This window comes from Pelomicrobium sp., assembly GCF_036803785.1.
In the GTDB taxonomy this organism is placed as follows: Bacteria; Pseudomonadota; Gammaproteobacteria; order Burkholderiales; family UBA6910; genus Pelomicrobium.
In genome coordinates this window covers 1-21,083 of sequence record NZ_DAIRTR010000025.1, presented here as the reverse complement: position 1 = coordinate 21,083, position 21,083 = coordinate 1, and the positions used below count along the sequence as shown (strand labels likewise).

Annotated in this window: 19 protein-coding genes; 11 read left to right on the top strand and 8 right to left on the bottom strand. The window is 62.5% G+C overall.

What is annotated here, in order from left to right; all coding sequences use genetic code 11:
• Positions 1-165 precede the first annotated feature (165 nt).
• From V7Q81_RS04735 to V7Q81_RS04700, 8 genes are all read left to right on the top strand, one after another.
• A complete protein-coding gene (locus V7Q81_RS04735; protein ID WP_333840776.1) occupies positions 166-624 on the top strand; it encodes a hypothetical protein in 459 nt (152 codons plus the stop codon).
• 70 nt (positions 625-694) lie between these two features.
• Complete coding sequence (locus V7Q81_RS04730) at positions 695-1,936, top strand: anion transporter (protein WP_333840775.1); 1,242 nt, start codon at positions 695-697, stop codon at positions 1,934-1,936.
• Positions 1,937-2,095: 159 nt separating this feature from the next.
• Complete coding sequence (locus V7Q81_RS04725) at positions 2,096-3,076, top strand: YVTN family beta-propeller repeat protein (RefSeq protein WP_333840774.1); 981 nt, start codon at positions 2,096-2,098, stop codon at positions 3,074-3,076.
• A gap of 18 nt (positions 3,077-3,094) precedes the next feature.
• Positions 3,095-3,814, top strand: a complete 720-nt coding sequence (locus V7Q81_RS04720) for a polysaccharide deacetylase family protein (RefSeq protein ID WP_333840773.1) — start codon at positions 3,095-3,097, stop codon at positions 3,812-3,814.
• A gap of 8 nt (positions 3,815-3,822) precedes the next feature.
• Positions 3,823-4,776: a sterol desaturase family protein gene (locus V7Q81_RS04715; protein ID WP_333840772.1), complete on the top strand. Its 954-nt coding sequence runs from the start codon at positions 3,823-3,825 to the stop codon at positions 4,774-4,776.
• 130 nt (positions 4,777-4,906) lie between these two features.
• A complete protein-coding gene (locus V7Q81_RS04710) occupies positions 4,907-5,788 on the top strand; it encodes a Rossmann-like and DUF2520 domain-containing protein (protein WP_333840771.1) in 882 nt (293 codons plus the stop codon).
• A 37-nt stretch (positions 5,789-5,825) separates the two neighbouring features.
• On the top strand, positions 5,826-6,224 hold the full coding sequence (locus V7Q81_RS04705) for a VOC family protein (protein WP_333840770.1): 399 nt from the start codon (positions 5,826-5,828) through the stop codon (positions 6,222-6,224).
• On the top strand, positions 6,221-8,065 hold the full coding sequence (locus V7Q81_RS04700) for an ABC transporter transmembrane domain-containing protein (protein ID WP_333840769.1): 1,845 nt from the start codon (positions 6,221-6,223) through the stop codon (positions 8,063-8,065). Before V7Q81_RS04705 ends, V7Q81_RS04700 begins: the two co-directional genes overlap by 4 nt.
• Before the next feature lie 561 nt (positions 8,066-8,626).
• On the opposite strand, the gene V7Q81_RS04695 is transcribed toward V7Q81_RS04700, so the two are convergent.
• Positions 8,627-8,782 (bottom strand): hypothetical protein, encoded by a 156-nt coding sequence (locus V7Q81_RS04695; protein ID WP_333840768.1) that lies wholly within the window; start codon positions 8,780-8,782, stop codon positions 8,627-8,629.
• Positions 8,783-9,306: 524 nt separating this feature from the next.
• On the opposite strand from V7Q81_RS04695, the gene V7Q81_RS04690 reads away from it, so the two are divergent.
• Positions 9,307-11,007: a PQQ-dependent methanol/ethanol family dehydrogenase gene (locus V7Q81_RS04690; protein ID WP_442954761.1), complete on the top strand. Its 1,701-nt coding sequence runs from the start codon at positions 9,307-9,309 to the stop codon at positions 11,005-11,007.
• Positions 11,008-11,139: 132 nt separating this feature from the next.
• On the opposite strand, the gene V7Q81_RS04685 is transcribed toward V7Q81_RS04690, so the two are convergent.
• A complete protein-coding gene (locus tag V7Q81_RS04685) occupies positions 11,140-13,119 on the bottom strand; it encodes a sigma-54-dependent Fis family transcriptional regulator (protein WP_333840766.1) in 1,980 nt (659 codons plus the stop codon).
• A 245-nt stretch (positions 13,120-13,364) separates the two neighbouring features.
• On the opposite strand from V7Q81_RS04685, the gene pedF reads away from it, so the two are divergent.
• Positions 13,365-13,799, top strand: coding sequence for a cytochrome c-550 PedF (pedF, locus tag V7Q81_RS04680; protein ID WP_333840765.1), 435 nt, complete (start codon positions 13,365-13,367; stop codon positions 13,797-13,799).
• Positions 13,789-14,634, top strand: coding sequence for a substrate-binding periplasmic protein (locus V7Q81_RS04675; RefSeq protein ID WP_333840764.1), 846 nt, complete (start codon positions 13,789-13,791; stop codon positions 14,632-14,634). Before pedF ends, V7Q81_RS04675 begins: the two co-directional genes overlap by 11 nt.
• A gap of 393 nt (positions 14,635-15,027) precedes the next feature.
• On the opposite strand, the gene V7Q81_RS04670 is transcribed toward V7Q81_RS04675, so the two are convergent.
• From V7Q81_RS04670 to V7Q81_RS04645, 6 genes are all read right to left on the bottom strand, one after another.
• Positions 15,028-15,294, bottom strand: a complete 267-nt coding sequence (locus tag V7Q81_RS04670) for a hypothetical protein (protein WP_333840763.1) — start codon at positions 15,292-15,294, stop codon at positions 15,028-15,030.
• A gap of 1,493 nt (positions 15,295-16,787) precedes the next feature.
• Positions 16,788-17,174 (bottom strand): hypothetical protein, encoded by a 387-nt coding sequence (locus tag V7Q81_RS04665; RefSeq protein WP_333840762.1) that lies wholly within the window; start codon positions 17,172-17,174, stop codon positions 16,788-16,790.
• Between the two features lie 12 nt (positions 17,175-17,186).
• The gene (locus V7Q81_RS04660; RefSeq protein ID WP_333840761.1) at positions 17,187-17,780 is read right to left on the bottom strand and encodes a GNAT family N-acetyltransferase; all 594 of its coding nucleotides are present in this window, start codon (positions 17,778-17,780) and stop codon (positions 17,187-17,189) included.
• 963 nt (positions 17,781-18,743) lie between these two features.
• A complete protein-coding gene (locus V7Q81_RS04655) occupies positions 18,744-19,373 on the bottom strand; it encodes a hypothetical protein (RefSeq protein ID WP_333840760.1) in 630 nt (209 codons plus the stop codon).
• A gap of 107 nt (positions 19,374-19,480) precedes the next feature.
• Positions 19,481-20,077: a hypothetical protein gene (locus V7Q81_RS04650; RefSeq protein WP_333840759.1), complete on the bottom strand. Its 597-nt coding sequence runs from the start codon at positions 20,075-20,077 to the stop codon at positions 19,481-19,483.
• A 212-nt stretch (positions 20,078-20,289) separates the two neighbouring features.
• Complete coding sequence (locus V7Q81_RS04645; RefSeq protein ID WP_333840758.1) at positions 20,290-20,601, bottom strand: GNAT family N-acetyltransferase; 312 nt, start codon at positions 20,599-20,601, stop codon at positions 20,290-20,292.
• Positions 20,602-21,083: the final 482 nt, after the last annotated feature.

Sequence of the window (21,083 nt, the reverse complement as noted above, 5' to 3'; positions counted from 1 at the left end):
AGGGAAACGAGCTTGGTCGGCCCATGGTACTCCCAGACGTATCGCAACGCGACCGCTATGCGCGTTGTCTAATGTTTTGTGAAGAAGAAAAGGACCTTCGACGAAGGGGGGGAACCCAAGGGCGTGGTCGCGTGCTTGGGCTTTCGCCTCCTTCAGCCAAACCCCATGCAAGTCCGTGACGTTCCCTTGATGGTCCTTTCCGAGCGCCAGGAAGATCGCTCCGGCGGCCTGGAAGCGGCCGATGCGCCAGGGGCAATGCCCGAGGCGCAGGGCGGTGGCAAATGGCCCGCCGACTCCATCTTAGCGGAGGCCATGGCGCGAATGCGGACCCTGGTCGAGCAAGAGCTTGCTCGGGACGGGGACGACAGGGTAGCGACCTGTTACGAGGTGTTGGCCACGCAGCTCGAGAACGAGGTGGCCCGGGTCATGTTGCATAGCCGCCTGGCGCTAGGGGCGGACGCTGCGTGGAAGGCAGTGCTGGCGGAGCTCATGCGGGGCATTGACGCCCTGGCGGGCAAGGGTTTGTTCGCCAAGCGACGGACGGGCCTGCAGCACGTGCTGCGGGCGCTAGAGAGATACGAAGCCTGGTTCGAGGCTCCCGACCGCCGGCACGACCGTCCTTGAGGAGCGAAACGGCCCTCGCCAACCCGGGCGGGATCGGGTATAAATCGCGGCTCCGTCCCGCGGAGCGCGCGTGAGCACCGCCATCCTCGCCGTCTTCGTTTTCGTGTATCTGGGCATGATCCTGGGCGGGCTGCCCTTCCTGCAGCTCGACCGTACCGGGATCGCCCTGCTCGGGGCGATTGCCTTGATTGCCATGGAGGCGGTCAGTCTGGAAGAGGCGTGGGCAGCAGTGCACGTCCCCACCCTGATCCTACTCTTTGCCTTCATGGTCATTTCCGCCCAGCTTCGGCTTGGGGGCTTCTATACCTTCGTCACCCAGCGCCTGACCGCGCTACCCCTTTCGCCCCCAGCGCTGCTTGCGCTGCTGATCGTGGTGGTGGCGGCGCTTTCTGCTGTGTTCAGCAACGACATCGTCTGCCTGGCAGTGGCGCCGGTGTTAATCGACGCATGCCGCGAGCGGCGTCTGGATCCCGTTCCCTATCTGCTTGCGCTCGCATGCAGCGCCAACATCGGCTCGGCTGCCACCTTGATCGGCAATCCCCAGAACATGCTGATCGGCGAGCGATTGGAGCTCTCCTTTCCTGGCTACCTGCGGGAAGCGGCCCTTCCGGTCGTGGCGGGGCTGGTGATCACCTGGGCGGTGATCGTCCTTGCCACCCGCAGGCGATGGGAACGGGCGGTGCCTGGGGCGTACTCCAACGAGCGGCGGGTGGAAGCGTACACGACCTTCAACCGCTGGCAGGCGGTCAAGGGGCTTTCGGTGGCGGCCTTCCTGTTCGCCGCATTTCTTTTCACCCCGTGGCCCCGGGAGCTTCTTGCCCTGGGTGGTGCAGGGCTGCTCCTCATGAGCCGCAGGCTTCATTCCCGCCACATGCTGGGGCTGGTGGACTGGCAATTGCTGGTGCTGTTCGTAGGGCTCTTCGTGGTGAACCATGCCCTGGAGAAGACCGGGCTTCCGGCCGAGCTGGTGGCGGCGCTCGCCCGGGAAGGAATCGACCTGCGATCTCCCATGCCCCTTTTCTTCACCACCTTCGTCCTCAGCAATCTCGTCTCCAACGTGCCCGCGGTGATGCTGCTGTTGCCGCTTGCCTCCCATCCCATGGCCGGGACGCTCCTCGCGCTCGCGAGCACCCTGGCAGGCAACCTGCTCATCGTGGGCAGCATCGCCAACATCATCGTGGTGGAGGCCGCCGCGCGCCACGGCATCGTGATCGACTGGCGGCGCCATGCCCGGGTCGGCGTGCCCGTGACCCTGCTTTCCCTGGCCTGCGCGGGCGCCACCCTGGCATGGTGGGGCAGAGCATGGGCTTAGCGGCGGGGGCGTGCTCATCCGGCGGGACCAAGCGTTGCCAGGCTTCCCGACATGGCGCAGCATGCTCCCGAGCAATGAAGCCTTGCACCGCGGGCAGGTCAACGCCTGGCCGGGGCGCGGCGTTTAATTCCCGGGATAACGATTTCCTGGGGGTTTTCCTTGAAGGCAATCGCTGGGTACTGCCTGAGAGCCGGGCTTGTCGGGTTGGGGCTCGTAGGGGCCTTGGGAGGCGGGACTTCCTTCGCCGACACGGCCGTGGTGCTCAACTCCCGGGATGGGACCGTGAGCCTGATCGACCTAGGTACGCTGAGCGAATCCGCCCGCCTCTACGTGGGCAAGGAGCCGCACCACTTGATCCGGGCGCTGGCGGGTCATGACCTCCTGATCGCCAACGCCGCGGGCAATGAGCTGGTGCTGCTGGATGCCCGGCGCCGGGAGATCCGGGCCCGCATCCCGCAAGTGAGCGATCCTTACCACTTGGCCTATAGTCCGGACCGGCGCTGGCTGGTGGTCAACTCCCTGCGCCTTGATCAGGTGGACCTGTACGAGGCCGCCACCCTCAAGCTGGTCAAGCGCTTGGAGCTGGGCAAGATGCCGAGCCACCTGGCCTACACGCGGGACTCGTCCCTCGTGTTTGTCACCCTACAGGGGGAGAACCGGCTCGCCGCCATTGATCTTGCTCACCAGACGGTTAAGTGGAAACATCCGGTGGGAGAAGCCCCCGCCGGGGTGTGGATGACGCCGGACGAACGCTACCTGTTAGTGGGCATGACCGGCGCGGACTACCTGGAAGTGATCGACTGGCGCACGCCTGCGACGGTGGCCCGTATCCCAACGGGGAGAGGGGCCCACAACTTCCTTCCCCTTCCTGGGGGAAAACGGGTGCTCGTGTCCAACCGCATCTCCGACACCGTGTCGGTGGTGGACGTGGAGCGGCTCGCGGTGGTGGAGCAAATTCCCGTGCCCGGAGGACCGGACTGCATGGAGCTCACCCGGGACGGAAAGCAGCTGTGGGTCACTTCCCGCTGGTCAGGCAAGGTGTCGGTGATCGACATGGGAACTCGGCGCCTCATCAAGCAGATTCCTGTGGGCCGCTCGCCCCACGGCATCTTGCTTGCCTACGATGCTCCCGGCGAATGACGGCGGGCAGAGCGGAAGATGACGCGGCTTTCGCTGTCCATCCTGGGTCTTGTACTAGCGGGCGCGGCGCAGGCCCAGTGCACCAAGCCTCTTTACCTCACCCTGGATACGGGCGACATGCGCCACGCGGCGCTGATCGCCCAGACTCTCGACAAGCACGGCGTGCGCGCCACGTTTTTCCTCGCCAACGAAAAGACTTTTCGCGGCGATCATGCGCTGGAGGCGTCGTGGGCTGACTACTGGAAGGCCCGCGCGGCCGAAGGCCACGCTTTCGGCAGCCACACTTGGCGCCACTGGTATTTCCGTCGGGACGTGGACGCAGGGCGCGTCGCCTACGTGAGCGGGGACGGGTCCCGGAGGGAAGCCCTCGACCAGGACGGCGTATGCCGGGAGATTGCTCGGGTGGACGAAGCCTTTAAAGCCATGACGGGGCGCGGGCTTGCCCCCTTGTGGCGGGCGCCGGGCGGCCGCACCACGCCGAGGACCCTGGAATACGCGCAAGCCTGTGGTTTCCGGCACGTGGGCTGGAGCCCGGCAGGCTTCCTTGGGGACGAATTACCTTCCGAGCGCTATCCTAACCAGGTGCTGCTCAACAAGGCCCTGGTCGAGGTGCGGGCGGGCGACATCCTCATGATGCACCTCGGCATCCGGTCCCGGCGCGAGCCCTTCGCCCCCATGCTCGATCCCCTGCTCGCAGGGCTGAAGGCCCGCGGCTTCTGCTTTGAGACGCTTAATTAAGTTCTGTCGTGGAAGCGCTGTTCACCGCTCTGCAAGGCTTCCTGTTCCAGGAGTTCGTGCTACCACTCCTGTATGCTTTCGGCCTTGTCGAATACGCGGAGGGGGCCTTCGACGCGTTGGAGAGCGTGCTCCTCGGCGCGGCCCAAGTCGCCATCGCCTTCGCCTTGTTCGCTCCGCTGGAGCGGTGGCGGCCGGTGGAACAATGGGCGGACCGGCGGGAAGCCCGGCTGGACGTAATCTACACCCTGCTTCAGCGGCTTGGACTGGTGCCCTTGTTCCTGTTTCTCGTGCTCTCGCCCGTGTTCCAGACGCTAGAGGCGTGGTTGCGACTTCAGGGATTCACGCCTCTGGAATTGGAGGCCCTGGTCCCGTTCCTGGCGGCCCATCCCCTTGCGGGCTTCTTCGTGCATCTCCTGGTTCTGGATTTCTCCGCTTACTGGATGCACCGGCTGCAGCACCGGGTGGAGTTCTGGTGGGCGCTGCATGCCCTGCACCACAGCCAGCGGCAGATGACCTTTTGGACCGACGACCGCAACCACCTGCTGGACGATGCCTTGCGCTATGCCTGGTTCACCACGGTGGCCCTCGCTGTCGGCGTGCCGCCCGATGCCTTCCCCTGGCTCCTAGTCGCCATTGCCCTGGTGGAGAGCCTGTCCCACGCCAACGTGCGGCTCTCTTTCGGGCCGGTGGGCGATCGGCTGTTGGTGAGCCCACGCTACCACCGCATCCACCATGCCGTAGGGCTCGGCCACGAGGGTCCCGCCCGCGGTTGCAATTTCGCCGCCTTGTTCCCGGCATGGGATCTGCTCTTCGGCACGGCGTGCTTCGCCCCGGTCTATCCCGCCACGGGCGTGGGGGACCAGCTTCAGGGCCGGGACTATGGCGACGGGTTTTGGCGCCAGCAGTGGCTGGGGCTCAAGCGCCTCGCCGCTGCGCTGGGAGGTCGCCGTAGCCTCGGGTGAATGGATTCCCCCTCTCAGGACGGCTCTTGCGTGTCGCGGGCGAGGCGCTTGTCGGCGTCGGGGTCCGACTCGAGTATCATAACGCTTTGCGCGCTTTCGCCGCCGGGGGTAGTGAGCGGCCGATCCAAGCATGAAAACCCTCAACATCGTCGGTTGCGGCAAGGTGGGCCGGACTCTGGCCCGCCTGTGGACCGAGGCCCACGTCTTTCGCGTGCAGGAGGTGGTGAACCGCACCGAGGAGAGTGCGGAGGGGGCGGTCAACTTCATCGGCACGGGCCGGGCTGCGCCTTCGGTGGAGGCCATGAGCCCCGCCGACCTGTGGCTTGTGGCCACTACTGACGGAGTGATCGTAGCGGCCTGCCGCCGACTATTCCAGGCGAGGAAGCTGCGGCCAGGCGATATCGTGTTTCACCCCAGCGGAGCGCTGCCTTCGTCCGAGTGCGCCTTCCTGCGGGAACAGGGCGCGGCGGTGGCGAGCGTCCATCCGGTCAAGACCGTGCCCGATCCCAAGGCGGCGGTGGCCACCTTCGCCGGCACCTATTGCGCCATGGAAGGGGACGCGGCGGCCCTCTCGGTGCTGCGCCCGGCGTTCGAAGCGATCGGCGCACGGGTGTTCCATGTGGAAACGACCCACAAGGTCATCTATCACGCGGCGAGCGTGTTCGCCTGCAACTACCTCACCGCGTTGATGGAGGTGGCCCTCTCCTGCTACGAGAAAGCGGGCCTTCCCCGGGAGCAGGCCCTCAAGGTGGCCGAGCCCCTGACCCGAGAGACGGTGGAGAACCTCTTCCGGCTGGGTCCGGTGGAGGCCTTGACCGGACCCGTCGCCCGGGGCGATGCGGCCACCGTGGAACGGCAGTTGCAGGCCCTGTCCGCTTGGAGAGGGGAGGTGGCCGAGCTTTACCGCCGCCTGGCGGGTGTGGCCGTCGTCCTCGCGGAACGCAAGGGCGCGGCAGAGCCCGAAGCCCTAACGCGGCTACAGGAAGTGCTCCGCGTCGGCGCGAGCGGTTGATTTGCTGGCAGGTAGAGAAGGGAGAGTATTGAAATAGATGACGATCCAAGGACTCGATCATTTCACCGTGCTCACCGAGGATCTGGAGACTACCCGGCGTTTCTATGCCGAAGTCCTGGGCCTCCGCGAAGGCGAGCGGCCCCCCTTCGGTTTTCCAGGCGCCTGGTTCTATTGCCGCGGCCGCCCCGTGCTCCACGTGATCGCCGGTCGTGACTTGCCCGCGCAGCGCTCGGGGGTCATCGATCACATGGCTTTTTCGGCGACGAACAAGGAAGAATGGAAGGCGAAGCTGCAACGCCACGGCATCCCTTTCGACCTGCGCCGGCAGCCGGGCACCGGCGTGTGGCAGATGTTCTTTCTCGACCCCAACGGCGCCAAGGTGGAGCTCGATTTCGGCGACGAGCCCGAAAAAGCCTCGGCGGGAGCCCGCGGATGACTGAGGGCGCACACGATGTTTCCCTCAGGCGTGGAGGGCCGGGGCAGACCTCCCGGGGCGAGGAGCGTGCCCAGGCAAACCTGGCCCGCCTCGCCATCCTGAAGGAGCTTTTACGCTTCATCGCGCCTTACAAAGGGCGCGCCGCGGGCGCCACGGTGGCCCTGGTGGTGGCGGCGAGCGCCTTCCTAGTGGTGGGGCAGGGGCTCAAGCAGGTCATCGACCGGGGCTTCGTTGGCGATGATCCGAGCGCCCTTAACCACGCCCTGGCGCTGCTCTTGGTCGTGGTGGTGGTCATGGCGGTCGCCACCTACGTGCGCTTTTATCTTGTCTCGTGGATCGGCGAGCGGGTGATCGCCGACCTGCGACGCAAGGTCTATTCCCATCTCCTGACCCTTTCCCCGGGCTTCTACGAGTCCACGCGCACGGGGGAAATGATCTCGCGCTTGACTGCCGACACGGCCATGCTGGAGACGGTGATCGGCACCAGCGTGTCCATGGCTCTGCGCAACACCCTTATGGGCCTTGGCGCCCTGGTCATGCTGGCTGCCACCAGCTGGAAGTTGACCGCCCTGGTGCTCCTGGGCGTGCCCGTCGTGGTGGGGCCCATCGTGCTCTTCGGCCGCAAGGTGCGGCGGCTTTCCCGGGCAAGCCAGGACCGGGTGGCGGACCTAGGCGCCCACATCGACGAGTCGTTGCACGAAATTCGCACCGTGCAAGCCTACGGCCACGAGGCCGAGGACCGGCGCCGCTTCGAGGAGCGGCTGGAGGCGGCTTTCGCCGCTGCCCAGCGTCGCATCCGAGCTCGAGCGCTCCTCATCTCGGCTGTCATTGTCCTGGTGATGGGAGCGATCGGCGTCATTTTGTGGATCGGGGGTCACGACGTGCTGGCGGGACGGCTCACCGCGGGGGAGCTCTCGGCCTTCGTCTTCTATGCCGCCGTGGTGGCGGGCTCCGCTGGGGCCATCAGCGAGGTGATCGGCGACCTGCAGCGGGGTGCCGGGGCCATGGAGCGACTCATGGAAATCTTGCACACGGAGCCGGAGATCCAGCGGCCGGCACGGCCGGTGCCCCTGCCTGAGCCGCCAGTAGGGCGGGTGGAGATGGAGCGGGTCACCTTCTTCTATCCGGCGAAGCCGGAACATCCTGCTCTGTATGACTTCACCCTGCGGGTGGAACCAGGCGGCCGCCTAGCGCTGGTGGGCCCGTCCGGCGCGGGCAAGACCACCGTGTTCCTGCTGTTGCTGCGCTTCTACGATCCCGCGGCCGGTTCGATCCGTGTCGACGGGGTGGACTTGCGGGCGGCCGATCCGGCGGAGGTACGCCGGCGTTTCGCCACGGTGCCCCAGGAGCCGGCGATTTTCGCCGCGAGCGTCCTGGACAACGTGCGCTACGGCCGGCCGGAAGCCACCGACGCGGAGGTGCGGGCGGCCTGCGAGGCGGCCTTCGCTGCGGAGTTCATCGAACGCCTGCCCCAGGGGTATGAGACTCCGCTCGGGGAACGGGGGGTGCGCCTTTCCGGTGGCGAGCGTCAGCGTATCGCCATCGCCCGCGCGATTCTCGCCGATCGGCCCATCCTGCTGTTGGACGAGGCCACCAGCGCCCTGGACTCAGAGAGCGAGCGCATGGTACAGAAAGCCCTCGACCGCCTGATGCAAGGCCGCACCACCCTCATCATCGCCCACCGACTCTCCACGGTGCGCAGCGTCGACCGCATCGCAGTGCTGGACCAGGGTCGGCTCGTGGGCATCGGTCGCCACGAGGAGCTCCTGCGCTCAAGCCCCCTCTACGCGCGCCTGGCGGAGCTTCAATTCGGCCTCGCTCCTTTGCCCCCGGGCCGTTGAAGGGGACGCAAGATCGGATCATGAACCGCGGGTGAGGGCCGCCCATTCTTCTTCGCTGTAGAGCCGGAACAGGCGACGGAGCGCAGCCTCCGGGCCTCTCCAGGGAAACATGCCGCCGTTGCTCGGCACCACGCCGGTGATCAAATGAATATGCGCTCGGTATCGGAATAGGATTGGGCCACAGTCTTTCCGCCTGCAAGCGGCGCCCCATGCGATAGGCTTTCGCGGTATCCTGGGCCCACACGCCAGTGCCTAGCCCGCAAAGTCGCCTTTCAGGGGGTGGTTGCAGTTGCCGCCTGCCGGAAGCTCCGGCCTCCTCCTTCCCCGGGTCAATGGGGGATAGGATTTTCTCTACCTGCTCGCTGGAGACTCGAGCACCGATCATGGTGTCCTTCTCCAGGGGGGGTATCCTGCTTGAAGGCGGCGATCCGCCTCAGCGCCCGGGACGGGCAGGTGCTCATTGTGCCCCCTGATCGAAGGCGAACAGGCAAAACCTTTCAGGCATTTTCCAGAAAATGGTCGTCGCGCTCCACTGCGTCGGCGAAGAGGATGTTGTGATTCTTATCCCTGCGCCGGGGCGACCGGAATGAGGTTCCAGGAAGCGTGCTGCGTGATCGTGCACTCAGTGATGGTCTCTGCGGTGAAGGCGATGTTGGCGATGCGGGAGTACGAAGCCAGAGCCAGGGGTTTGTCTGCCTCCAGTCCGGAGCCGTTCATTGATCCCAGCGGTAAGCGCTTGCCCACTGCTCCATTCTGTTCTACGTCCTGCAGCGCCCTCCATCGGCCGTTAATGGGGTTGCCATAGCGGGCCTGAAAGGGATTGCGCTTCCCCCCGGGCTTTGCAGGTCGAACAGATTCATCCTTGCTTTCGATCGAGCGTCATTAGGCACCTCTTCTATCGAGGGCGTACTTGTCCCCCTTGCGGGAAGTGTTCCATCCGTGTGAGGCACAAGCGCGCCGAATCGGCACTTCCGGCCGCCCATCACTTTGCGTCCCGGCTTGCAACAACTGTTTCGTTCTGGAGCAGGGCTGCCTCGAGCGGGCGACCTGGTGGGAAACAAAGCCATTCCCCAAGCATGCTCCCAGAGGGGACGGATGGCACGCGAATTGCCAGCACCCGATGACGAGAGGCCCGGAACGAGGGCCCGTCTCAGGGCAGTGACAGGAAAGGAGAGGCAAACATGGCGAAGGACTGGAAGAACATCGTCGTCGCGGGCTTGGGGGGTGCGGCTTTCATAAGCATGGTGGCGGCAGCCCAGGCCAAAGGCGTCACCGACGCAGACATTCTGAACGATGCCCAAACGCCGGGAGACGTCGTGTCCGCCGGCTTGGGGCCCTGGGCCCAGCGCTACAGCCCGCTCGCTCAGGTCAACACGGGGACAGTGAAGAACCTAGTGCCCGTCTGGGCGTTTTCCTTTGGGAGCGAGAAGCAGCGAGGCCAGGAGGCGACGCCCCTCATCCATGACGGAAAGATTTTTGTCACCGCCTCCTACTCCCGTCTTTTCGCCCTGGACGCGCGCACTGGTAAGAAGCTATGGAAGTACGAACACCGGCTTCCCGACGGCATCATGCCCTGCTGCGACGTGGTGAACCGGGGCGCCGCCCTGTACGACCACCTGGTCATCTTCGGCACCCTGGACGCCCAGCTCCTGGCTTTGGACCGGGACACGGGCAAGGTGGTGTGGAAGGAGAAGTTGGCGGATTATCAAGCGGGTTATTCCTACACGGCGGCGCCCTTGATCGTAAAGGGCATGGTGGTGACGGGCGTCTCGGGCGGCGAGTTCGGTGTCGCCGGACGGGTGGACGCTCGCGATGCCAAGACCGGCCGACTGATCTGGACCCGACCCGTGTGCGAGGGCCACATGGGTTATCTCAACGGCAAGGAGAACGGACTGACCGGCACGGTGAACGCCACTTGGCCCGGGGATCTGTGGAAGACCTGCGGCGCTGCCACCTGGAACAACTTCACCTACGACCCCCAGACCAACCTCATTTACGCGGGCACCGGCAACCCCGCGCCCTGGAACAGCTGGGCACGCCCAGGAGATAACCTGTATTCGGCAGCCACCGTCGCCATCGACGCGGACACCGGCAAAATCGCTTGGCATTACCAGAGCACACCCCATGACGGTTGGGATTTCGACGGGGTAAACGAGTTCGTGCCCTTCGACTTCAAGAAGGATGGCAAGCGGATAAAAGCCGGCGCTAAAGCCGACCGCAACGGCTTCTTCTACGTGAACGACCGGGTCACAGGAAAGCTCATCAAGGCCTTCCCCTTCGTGAGCAAGATCACTTGGGCCAAGGGGATCGATGAAAGCAGCGGGCGGCCGCTCTACGTCCCCGAAAATCGCCCCGGCAACCCGGCCCAGAGCGCCGACGGCAAGAAGGGACAGGTGGTCTACAGCTGCCCTTCGTTCCTGGGCGGCAAGAACCAGCAGCCCATGGCCTACAGCCCGGATACCGGCCTGTTTTACGTGCCGGCTAACGAATGGTGCATGGACATCTGGAACGAGCCCGTCGCCTACAAGAAGGGCGCGGCCTACCTCGGCGCCGGCTTCACCATCAAGCCCCTCTACGAGGACTATATCGGCGCGCTGCGGGCGATCGATCCGGCGAGCGGCGAAATCGTCTGGGAATACCGCAACCCCGCCCCCCTCTGGGGAGGCGTGCTGGTGACCGGAGGCGGGCTGGTATTCGCGGGGACGCCCGAGGGCTATCTGAAGGCATTCGACGCCAAGACCGGGAAAGAGCTTTGGGCTTTCCAAACCGGCTCTGGGGTGGTCGCGCCGCCTGTCACCTGGGAGATGGACGGCGAGCAATACCTCGCCGTCGTCTCGGGCTGGGGAGGCGCGGTACCCTTGTGGGGCGGAGAAGTGGCCAAGCGGGTCGCCTACCTGGAACAGGGCGGCATGCTGTGGGTCTTCAAGCTAAAGCGTGAGTGAGCCGCTTTCCCCACTCTGTTGACGAGAGAGGGGAAGGGGGGCAATCAGGGAATCGTTGGACATGCAGCTCGCTTGGTCCGACGCATCGAGCATTGACAAACGTGCCGCCCGAGCGGTCTGCTGCAAGCAGGCTCAGGAGCCGTTCCTGGCACGCAGAGCCGCCATCTTACGGTAGATGGTGTTGCGGCTGATACCCAGCCGCCGGGCGGCGGCGGAAACGTTGCCGCCGCTCTCTGCCAGCACCCGCTGTATGACGCTCACTTCCAGGTCTTCCAGTGTTTCGGCCGTAGCACGCCCCAACGCGGGTCCCACCTCTCGAGAGGCAACGTCGGCGGCCATCTCCTCGAGGAACTCTTCGGGCAGATGCTCCATGGCGATGAGCCGCGAAGCCCCCGCCATGGCCACCGCGGCCCGCAGCACGCTGTGGAGCTCCCGCAGATTGCCGGGCCAGGTGTGCCGGCGCAAGGCCGCCATCACCTCTTCGGAAACTTGGGCCGAGGCACCGGCCGGGTGTTCCCGGGTGAGGAGGGCGTGGACTAGTCTGTCGAAATCGGCTCGCTCTCGCAAGGGCGGGAGCCGGAAGCGCACACCCCGGATCCGGTAATAGAGATCCTGGCGGAATTTGCCCTTCGCCACTTCTTCGTGCAGGTTGCGATGGGTGGCGCAGATCAGGAAGAAATCTACCGGGCAGCACTTGCTGCTGCCCAGGGGCGTGACGCTGCGCTCCTGGAGGACCCGTAACAGCCGGGCTTGGAGCGGCAAGGGCATGTCTCCGATCTCGTCCAGGAACAGGGTTCCGCCGTCGGCCTGCTGGATCTTTCCTACGTGACCTTTGCGCCGCGCCCCGGTGAAGGCGCCTTCTTCATAGCCAAACAGCTCGGACTCGATCAAGGTTTCGGGAATTGCCGCGCAATTGACCGCGATAAAAGGCTGGTGCCGGCGAGGGCCGCTGCCCCAGAGCGCTCGGGCGAAGAGCTCCTTGCCTGTGCCGGATTCCCCTTGGATGAGCACCGGGATGTCCCGGTCCACGATCAACTTTGCCCGCTCCACCAGGCGGCGCATCTTCGGATCGCCCAGATCCAGGGCATCGAGGCTCAACGGGCGGTCCTGCTGCGCGCGGGACCGCTCCACCCGAGGAGAGGTGCGGCCCTCCGGCACGAAAACGGCAGCTGCAGATCGCCTGCCGCCGCCCACCCTCAGGCGCAGGAAAACCCGCAACCCGTTCCTCAGGTAAATGGGAACAGTGGGCGAGGGGTCCGAGCACGCCTGCAGGATCAGGGATTGCAGCGGAGCATCGAAAAGGGATTCCCAAGAGTGGACGTGCAAGGCCTCCCGCGGCAGGCAAAGTTGATAAAGGGCGCTCTTGTTGGCCGCGAGCAGCTCGCCCGTACAGGAAAAGACTGCGATGCCCTCGCACAGGGTTCCCAAAAACTCGGGGCGGGGATGGAAGTAAGCGATGATTTCCTTGTCGAAACGGGTGTTGATCAGCCGGTTCTCGATGATCTGGGCCGACATCCTCACCAGGGCGAGGGTGTGCTCGTGACGGCTTCGGTAGTCCCCCGAGATGTCCAGCACACCGGTGATACGGCCGCTTGGATCGAAGATGGGTGCGGCCGAACAGGTGAGGAACGCGTTGCGCTCTAGGTAATGCTCGGGGCCATGCACCGCCACCGGCGATTGCTCCGCCACGGCCGTACCGATGGCGTTAGTGCCCTTGGATTCCTCTGCCCAGGAGGCTCCTGGCGCCAGGGCGACCCGCTGGGCTTTTTCGACGAAATCGGCATCGCCCAGCGCGTGGAGGATGAAGCCCTGGGGGTCGGCCAGCAGGACCATGCTCCCCGTGTTGCGAATCTGCTCGTACAGGGTTTCCATCACCGGCTCGGCGTGGGAAATCAAGGCAAGGTGCTGTTCCCGCCGCTCAGCCAGGAGGCGCTGCTCGAGCCGCTCCACCTCTTGCGAGCGCTGCCCTGCGCTAAGTCCTACCTGACGGCAGCGTTGCCATGACCGGATGATGGGCTCGCGCAGAAACCCGTCGGGTGCCTGGGCCTTGTGGAAGAAAAGTTCACGCGCCACCTGGATGGCGCGCATCGGTTCGTGGATGGGCGGTTTCATGCCTCCTCCTCTCCCGTGCCGCCGGAGCCGCTCGGGACGCGCTTGTGGTCCCTGTGTACCAAAATGGAACAGTCTTTCCGGCGTTCATCCTTACTGTAACAAAAAGTAGGCCATTCAGCGCAGGACGAAAGATTATGCCCATCTTTGTTGGCGGGCAGTGTCGCGTCGCAACGCGTTGGCATGGATGCTGCTCCAAGGCTGGCTTGGGAATGATCTGCGTCGGCACATCGATCGGGGAAAGCGCGATGGGAAAGGAACGAAAGGCCGGAGAGAGGTATGCTTGGGCCCTGGCGCTGGTGCTGGGGTGGGGACCGGTCACTGCCTGGCCTCATGGGGACGTGACGCCCCAGCCGGTGGACGTTGCGGGGCTGCCCTCCCTCGGTTCGGAATGGCGCACCATCAACCCGTACCGGGGTCATCCCCAGGCCATCGCCCTTGGGGCTTCCGCGTACAACCAGAACTGTGCCCGCTGCCACGGGCTGGAGGCGGTCTCGGGTGGCATCGCCCCGGACCTCCGCTACCTCCCCAAGGGGGACGAGGGAGACGAACTCTACCTCATGCGTGTGCGCAAGGGCTCGTCCCGGGACGGGCGCGTGTACATGCCGCCCTTCGAGGGCATCCTGAGCCAGGAAGCGCTTTGGGCTATCCGGGCGTGGCTGGAGACGGTCCATGAGGAATAGAGCAGCCTGGGTTCTGGGGGCGTGGCTTCTCGTCGGCGCAATCTTCCCACCGGCGCTACAGGCCGAATCCCTGGCCGCGCTCAAACAAAGGGGGAGTCTGCGGGTGGCGGTGTACAACGATTTCCCGCCCTTCTCCCAGGCGGGGCATGGCATCGACGTGGATCTGGCGCGGGCGCTGGCGGCGAGGCTGGGGGTGAAGGCCGAGCTCGTCTGGTTCAATGCCGACGAGGATATGAAGGATGACTTGCGCAACATGGTCTGGAAGGGCCATTACCTGGGCGGACGCCCTGCAGACGTGATGCTGCACGTGCCCGTCGACCCATACCTCGCGCGCAACAATCCCCAGGTCAAGATTCTCGCGCCTTATCACCGGGAGCAGATCGCTCTCGCCCGGGATCCGCGCCGCATTCCGCGGGTCGAGAACTTGGCGCAGCTCGAGGTCTTTACTCGCGAAAAGATCGCCGTCGAACGAGCGAGCCTGCCGGACGACTTTCTGAGCACCGTGTGGCGCGGCCGCTTGCGGGAAAATGTGATGCGTTATCAGACGGTGGCCGAGGCGGTGCGGGCCCTCGCGGCGGGGGAGGTGGCGGCGGTGCTCGCACCCCGCTCCGAGATCGAAGGGGCGCTCGAGGGCATCCAGGCACCCATTGAGGTCGCTCCGTTCCAGGCGCGAAGCGGGAGCCTTCTCCTCACCGGCTGGGTGTTGGGGCTCGCGGTCCGAGGGCAAGCCACCGAGCTCGCCGCGGCGCTGGAGGCGGCCATGGGCACGCTGCGCCGGGATGGCACGGTAGAGCGCATCTTCCGCAGCCACCGGATCACCTACGTGGCCCCTTGAGGTTGGACCCATCGCGCGCGTCCGCGTGGGCTGCGGTGTTAGGTGGCAAGTTTGTTCAATCCGCTGACGATTAGGGAAACGACTGACAGAACAAGTGCGAGCCAGGCCACAAGGTCTTGCCGCCAGAATCTGCGATTGCGGTCGCGCCGGTCAAGTTCGAGTTTCGCGGCGATATGCTCCTCAGTCCATGGAACTTTGGAGTTCACTAGCTGGTGCAATTCGTAGTCCGAGAGCGAACGAGCTTTGCGAATAGCCGATTGAAAGTCCATGTTGGTTCCCGTTTCTCGGCGGCTCAACAGAGCAAGAATAGCGCGACAACGGAACCGACCGCAACGCCGCCTGCAGAGGCGAGTTGCTTCTCGACTTTACACTTCTGCTTTAACCCCAGGAAGTTCAGGGTGGAGATGAACTGACGAAACGCTTTTCAGCTACATACTGATCAAACTGCTGTACTACTCCAAGCTGGGTAGCCCTGTATCGCTCTGTGACGATTTCGGCGCTCTCGTCTGCGGCCTTTTGCCGTGCGCCCATGGCTTCCCATGGGCGGTCAGCCTCAGGATCCTTGCCAGAAACGTAGACTATGTTGCCCCACCTCGGGTCATAGTCGATCTTTCCTGCCTCGTCCGGGGTCAGAATTTTCCGTTGCTTGGGCTCGGCCATGCTTGCCACCTAACGACCGTGTTGAGCAGTAGGACAACAGCAAGCGAAGCGTCGCTGTTAGACGGTCTGCTCCAACAGATGGTTCGGTGTCAAGGTGACGACTCTCCTCGGTTTGTCAATCGCCTAAGCTCGGCATTCTCGATCACATATCTGTCTTAATGACGATCAAGACCCGCGAGCGGTTTGTAAACAAGCTCGTTCAATAGCGGTGCAAGGCCTTGATCGGTTGCCCTAAGTTCCTTCGCGATCCGAATACGCTCGGAGATTACCTCGTTCTCAAGCTTCAGATTCTCAAGAACAAGTCTCCCTTTCTCTGCGGATTCTCGATACTCACGATCTTGTCGTCTAGTGTGGCGGTCATTGAGGTATTGTCGAATTACTTCCAAGGAATTCAGTTTACCGAGAAAATACCAGGACCCGGGCGAGCTTAACTGGACAGCCACGAGCACGAGCTGATCAGAACGTGGAACAAGCGAAGAGATTTCTTCGGGTGTGGGAGGCCAATCACGGATATGTCGCGCCACTCGCCTTGGAGCTAAGAGCCACCCAGGGGTTTAGGGGAACGGATAGACTGGAAAGGGGAAGCCGCGAACGGTCCGGCGCAAACCCTCGATAACCAATTCGAAGACGACGACAGAATCGTACGCGTGCTTCAAGTCAGCCAAGTATGCCGCAACGAAATCGACTACGATTCCGCCGTGACCGTGAATCGTAAGTCGAGCCTGTTCCGGCATTTCTCCTCTCTATCAACTTGACGCCGAACGTTTAGTTTGAGAGGCGCGCAGACTGCAAGGGAAGCTTGCTGGCGAAGCGTCCATCTCGAAGCGAGGGTCAGACATCTCGACTCCACTCCGGACGGAAAAGTACTTGTGGTTTCTCGCCCAAAACGTCAATTTCATACGCGAATGATCTTTTCTCTGGAAACTTACTCTCGACAGAAGTCGTGCTGAGGATAAAAGTGACCTCGATACGATTTTTTCGAAACCTACCCTCTCGTATTTTTGATACGCCGACATCATTCACATGGCCAGCGGGCATCTGAACTCCGATACCTTGTGGGGCCAACAACAACCATTCCTTAGTATCGGGTGTTTCATACGTCTCATCTCAGATATGCAACCGTATCTGCGACAACTGGGCTTTGCATGGATGTGGCCCGATATTTCGAGGAATGATGCTTACGACGCATCCGAGTTTTCGCGGCATGGGTTCTGCATGGACGACGGGAAAAACATATGGGCGGTACTTTGATGAGTATTCTCGCTTCAGATACCAGAGCGTGATGATGGCAAGCACTAAGGCACCTACAGCGGTGATTGCCATAACGCCATTTGCATAATAAGCGGAGAATGCTTTTAGCCATTCCATCATGGTGTGCAGGATGTCTAACGTTCGCGACGAGCCACTGCCGAGGAGCGAAGCGACGAAGGCACCGCAAGCGGTACGCTTGCGGCGGTCCGCTCGATCGCGGGGTTAGCCAGCATGGCGGACATCTAGAGCGGGCGCTCCGCGCCCTTTAAGCAAGCCTCAAACATCGTGCTCAAGAATGGCTCGTTAAGCCCAAAGCATTTCGCGTACTCCATACACATCTGCTCGTGCGCTCGGCGTTGCGCGAGTATGATACCAATTGAAGAGCGCTGGGTGCGCAATGCTTCAATGTGCTGCGCGGAAAACTCCGCGTCTAGACTGATCTGCTTTCTTTTGACGCCTTCGATGCAGGCTGCCTGCGCTGGACTTAACTGCCTTCCTTCTACATTCTTTTGAAGATCGTCGCTTTGTCCGCACGCAGAAAGAATCGCCAGCAATATGAATGCGCTCGTTTGAACAAACCTATGACTTGTTACCGCGGCGTGCATAGTCTGTTGGTAAAATGTGCTCATGTTGTAGACGGCTTACGTTCGACGTAACTTGCGACCGGAGGCCGCAGACCAGAGGGAGCCTGCCAGCGTAGCTGGCAGGGCGTTCGGTTGACGGAGGGGTTTGGGCACTATGTTAGCGAAGAAGCGCCATTGAGTACACGTCGAAGAACTCACCGTCAACAAGGAACGCCTTCCGGTCAATGCCTTCCACGGTGAAGCCGAATTTTTCGTAGAAGAGCTTTGCGCTTCTGTTATATCGGTTCGCACGGTGAGTTCGATACGGTGAAGCCCCTTTTCCCATGCCTTGGCAACGGCGGCTTCCATCAACATCTTGCCAATGCCACAGTGACGAAGCGCCGGGAGAACTCCCATCCCCAAAGTACCAACATGCGTTCGGGCCTCGCCATGCATGGAAAGAATGTCGCACCAGCCGACAACTGCGTTATCCTGAACGGCAATAACTTGGCAGAGGTCTTTGGCCAAGATGTTGCGGTAGAAGGCATAGGTTTCTTCGACTGGCGGTGCTTGGAGAAACGCAAGGTATCTCTTCTCTCGGGCAACGATATCGAGAACTTGGCGCATGCCTTCGAAGTAGCACTCTGCGGGCGAAACGATAGCGATGCTCATGGTGTCCAATGATTGAATTAAGCCGCGCCGCGAAGCGGCGTCGCCTTGAATGAGTGTTAGGCCTATAGTACGAGTTCGCGTGGTGCACCAGGAGTGAGTGGCACAAGCCTATCGTCACGGTTAAGCATCTCGAACGCACGTTTGACATCATCGAATGATTCGGTGAAATGCTTCCAGCCCTCGGTATGAATAACAGCAATTTTGGCCTGTGGAAACACATGCGCGAGTTCGAAAACGCCATTGGTGTTAAGCGTGAGATCGAACGGCCCCGCGTGCGTGCGGCGCCGGCAAACGCAACAACGAGTTTTGGCTTACGACGGTACGCAACGTCCCGCACGCCGTCGAAGAACACCGTGTCGCCAGTGACATAAACGAGATCGTTGGCGTCCTCGGCGAGCAAAAAAACCGATGACATCTCCCACAATGTGCTCGGAGCCGGCAGGACTATGTCGTGCAGGCATCGCGGTCACGCGCACACCATCGACAATGTGTTCCTCCCACGGTGCCAACCCCGCGAGCGGGGCACCGAGGCGCTTCGCACCCGTATTTGTTATCAAGACGATACCGCCGTTGAGTAGATACTCGCGCCCCGCCGGATCCAGGTTGTCGGCATGGTGATCGTACGTGAGCAGCACCGCATCAACCCTGCCAACGACTTCCGGGGCCACAGCTGGCGCAGTGAGTTTGGTCAGAACAATTGTGCCCGATTGATAGTCTCCAGGTGGGCTGAATGTGGGGTCAGTCAAAAACCGATAATTACCGAACTCCTACAACAATATCAGCCCGCCAATGTGCGTGAGACGAATTCTGGTCACGGAATTGTCCTGTTCTTTGCTAACGTATTCCGCCGAGGCCTAACGGCCCGGCGTCAGCCGCGCCCGCCTGCGGGTGTCGGCTGCACGCCGTGGTTAGGCGATTTGTCTTGATGAGCGGTTCCACAAGCGTCCCCTCACCCTCTTAGCTCTAGCAATTTAGCGAGCCAATATACGACTCGCTGATTCTCGAGAACGTGATAACGGGAAGTTCAATCTGCATTCCGTTCACTAGAAATCTGGGCGGCTTCACGAAAAGCTTCTCCAACGGAGTCGTGGCTACTTCCGCCTGGAGAAAGTAGTATGCGTGTTTCGTTTTTCCGTAGCGCGTGATCTGATCGAATAATCTTTCCTCAGTCTTCCCGTACATGGGCGTGTTCAATGAGATCTCTCCAGTCCGCCCAGCCGATGTCCATACCCATCCTGTCAGTTCACCCTGCGAGCTAGCCTGAGTCGAACTGTGTATCGCAACAAAGCGGTCGATCAACTGTACCGAATGTTTTTCTGGAATTTCAAATGTCATTATCGCGAGAACGCGATTCTGCTGAATTGCCGAGACCTCAAATCCAACTATCACGTCATGCACGTCGAACAAAATGACTGAGTGGACAGGCGGGCACCAAGCCTTGACGACTTTCCCATAGGCTGCGCCGGGCCGATAGTACGAGACACTCATCGGCACACACGCGGCCAAGAAGAGCGCAAACGCCAAAACCGAAGCCACGCCGGCACGCATGTCGACGCCGCCGCAAATAATTGAAGCTCTACTGACGCCCTTCACCGAACCTATCGCTTAACGATCTGGGTGAGGCGCGAGGCTCTGCCGCGTTGCCTCCACCCAGTTGTTAGCCCGGGCTCATTTCTCGTTCCCGTATGAACACCCGGGCTTCAGCGATTCCCGGTTGCAATCTTCAGCATGTTTTCCAGGAGCTGCCAGTAGCACTCGGGGTCCGACGTTGTTTTCAGCGATTCGACAATTGGCCGGGCCAAGCCATCATCGTCCGGAGTACCTTGGACGGTGATTTGCATGACCGCATCTGGACTCAGATCAACGATGATTTTCGTTGGGAGCTCGATCAGACGGTCTCCTTGCGTGAGCGGCCCGGCGACCCATTTCCACGTTCCGGGTCGGGCGGATTCGAACGGCAGGAGCTCAACGTTCGGCAGACGCTGTCCCAAAGCCTTCTCGTATTCCCGAGTGATCAAGGTCCGGGCTTGCTCGAGCAGGGTCGCACCCTCGACGTCTTTAAGAAGCTGGGGGAGCCAGAAAAGCAGGCCGGCGAACGCCCGACCATCTTTCGAGCGGTAGGCATTTGGCTCCCGTGCCGCAACCCAGTTCCCTGGAATCATGTACGTGTAGCAGAACGGGCGGGGATTGTTGTAGAAGACCCAAACGCCGCCGGTCGTGCTCGCTTCTTCCCGAACGGGCCGGACCACCAAGACATAATTGCGGCCGGCTGCCGCCATCCGCCGCGCTTGCTCCATCTGCTCCTGCCATGCAGGCCCCTGGCCACCCGTTGGGGTCGCGACGGGTGGTACTCCAGCTTGACTCGCGCACCCAAGAAGGGATAGGGCAAGCCCGATCCATACGCCTCCACGTTTCATCACATCACCTCTTGCCTCTGGACCGGAATCGTCAGGCTAACGCTCCGGTTCAGCGGCGGGCCGCGCAGCGGACCGTCCGCTGCAACCGATTGTTAGGCGCGCGTCTGGCGTGCACGCGACTTTTCAGCGCCGAGATTCAACCGCATTACATGCCGACGGGAGCCAAGCATTCCCGCCTCTTGAAATCCCTCCCGCCCGAAGAACGGCACGAAACCGCCAAATCGGTAGCCGGGGGAGTCCGGGACGACCGGGTACGCCTCCAGTGCCATCGCTCCCGCCTTGCGGGCTTCAGCAATCGCCGCCTTCAGCAGCGCCCGCATGACACCACTGCGCCGGAACTCGCGCTGGACATAGAAGCACGTCACTGACCACACCAGATCGGATTGCTCTCCGACGGCCGCCAAGCCGCGAAAGGTCTCGCGAGGTCCCAGCGAACACTAAGCAACCGGTACCCCGTCAGAATATCCGAGGAGTCCCACGGGTATGCCAGTACGGACCAACTCGCGCATGGCGTGCTTGCGCTCCCGACCATCAGCCCTGGGGACCTCGCCATCAAGGCCGGCGCGGAAGATCATGCACCAGCAGCCCCGCAGCCTCCCGCGGCTTTCGAAGAGCTGTTCCAAGTCCGGCCAGCGATCTGGAGTAACTCTATGAATCTCGATCATGCCATATGCCGTGCCAGGAATGCGCGCCCAACAGCCTGCGCTTCACCTGCGCCGCGAAGCGCAGCGGAGCGGCGTCAGGTGCAAGCGCGTGTTAGCCAGTCCGCATTACCCATTGCTAAAATAATCCGAATCAATTCGCTTGAGTTGATAGTTTGTAACGGTAGTAACGTAAGCTTCCCCGTCAAGTAGACAGCCTATTACTGGAGTCCGCGGCAGTTGTG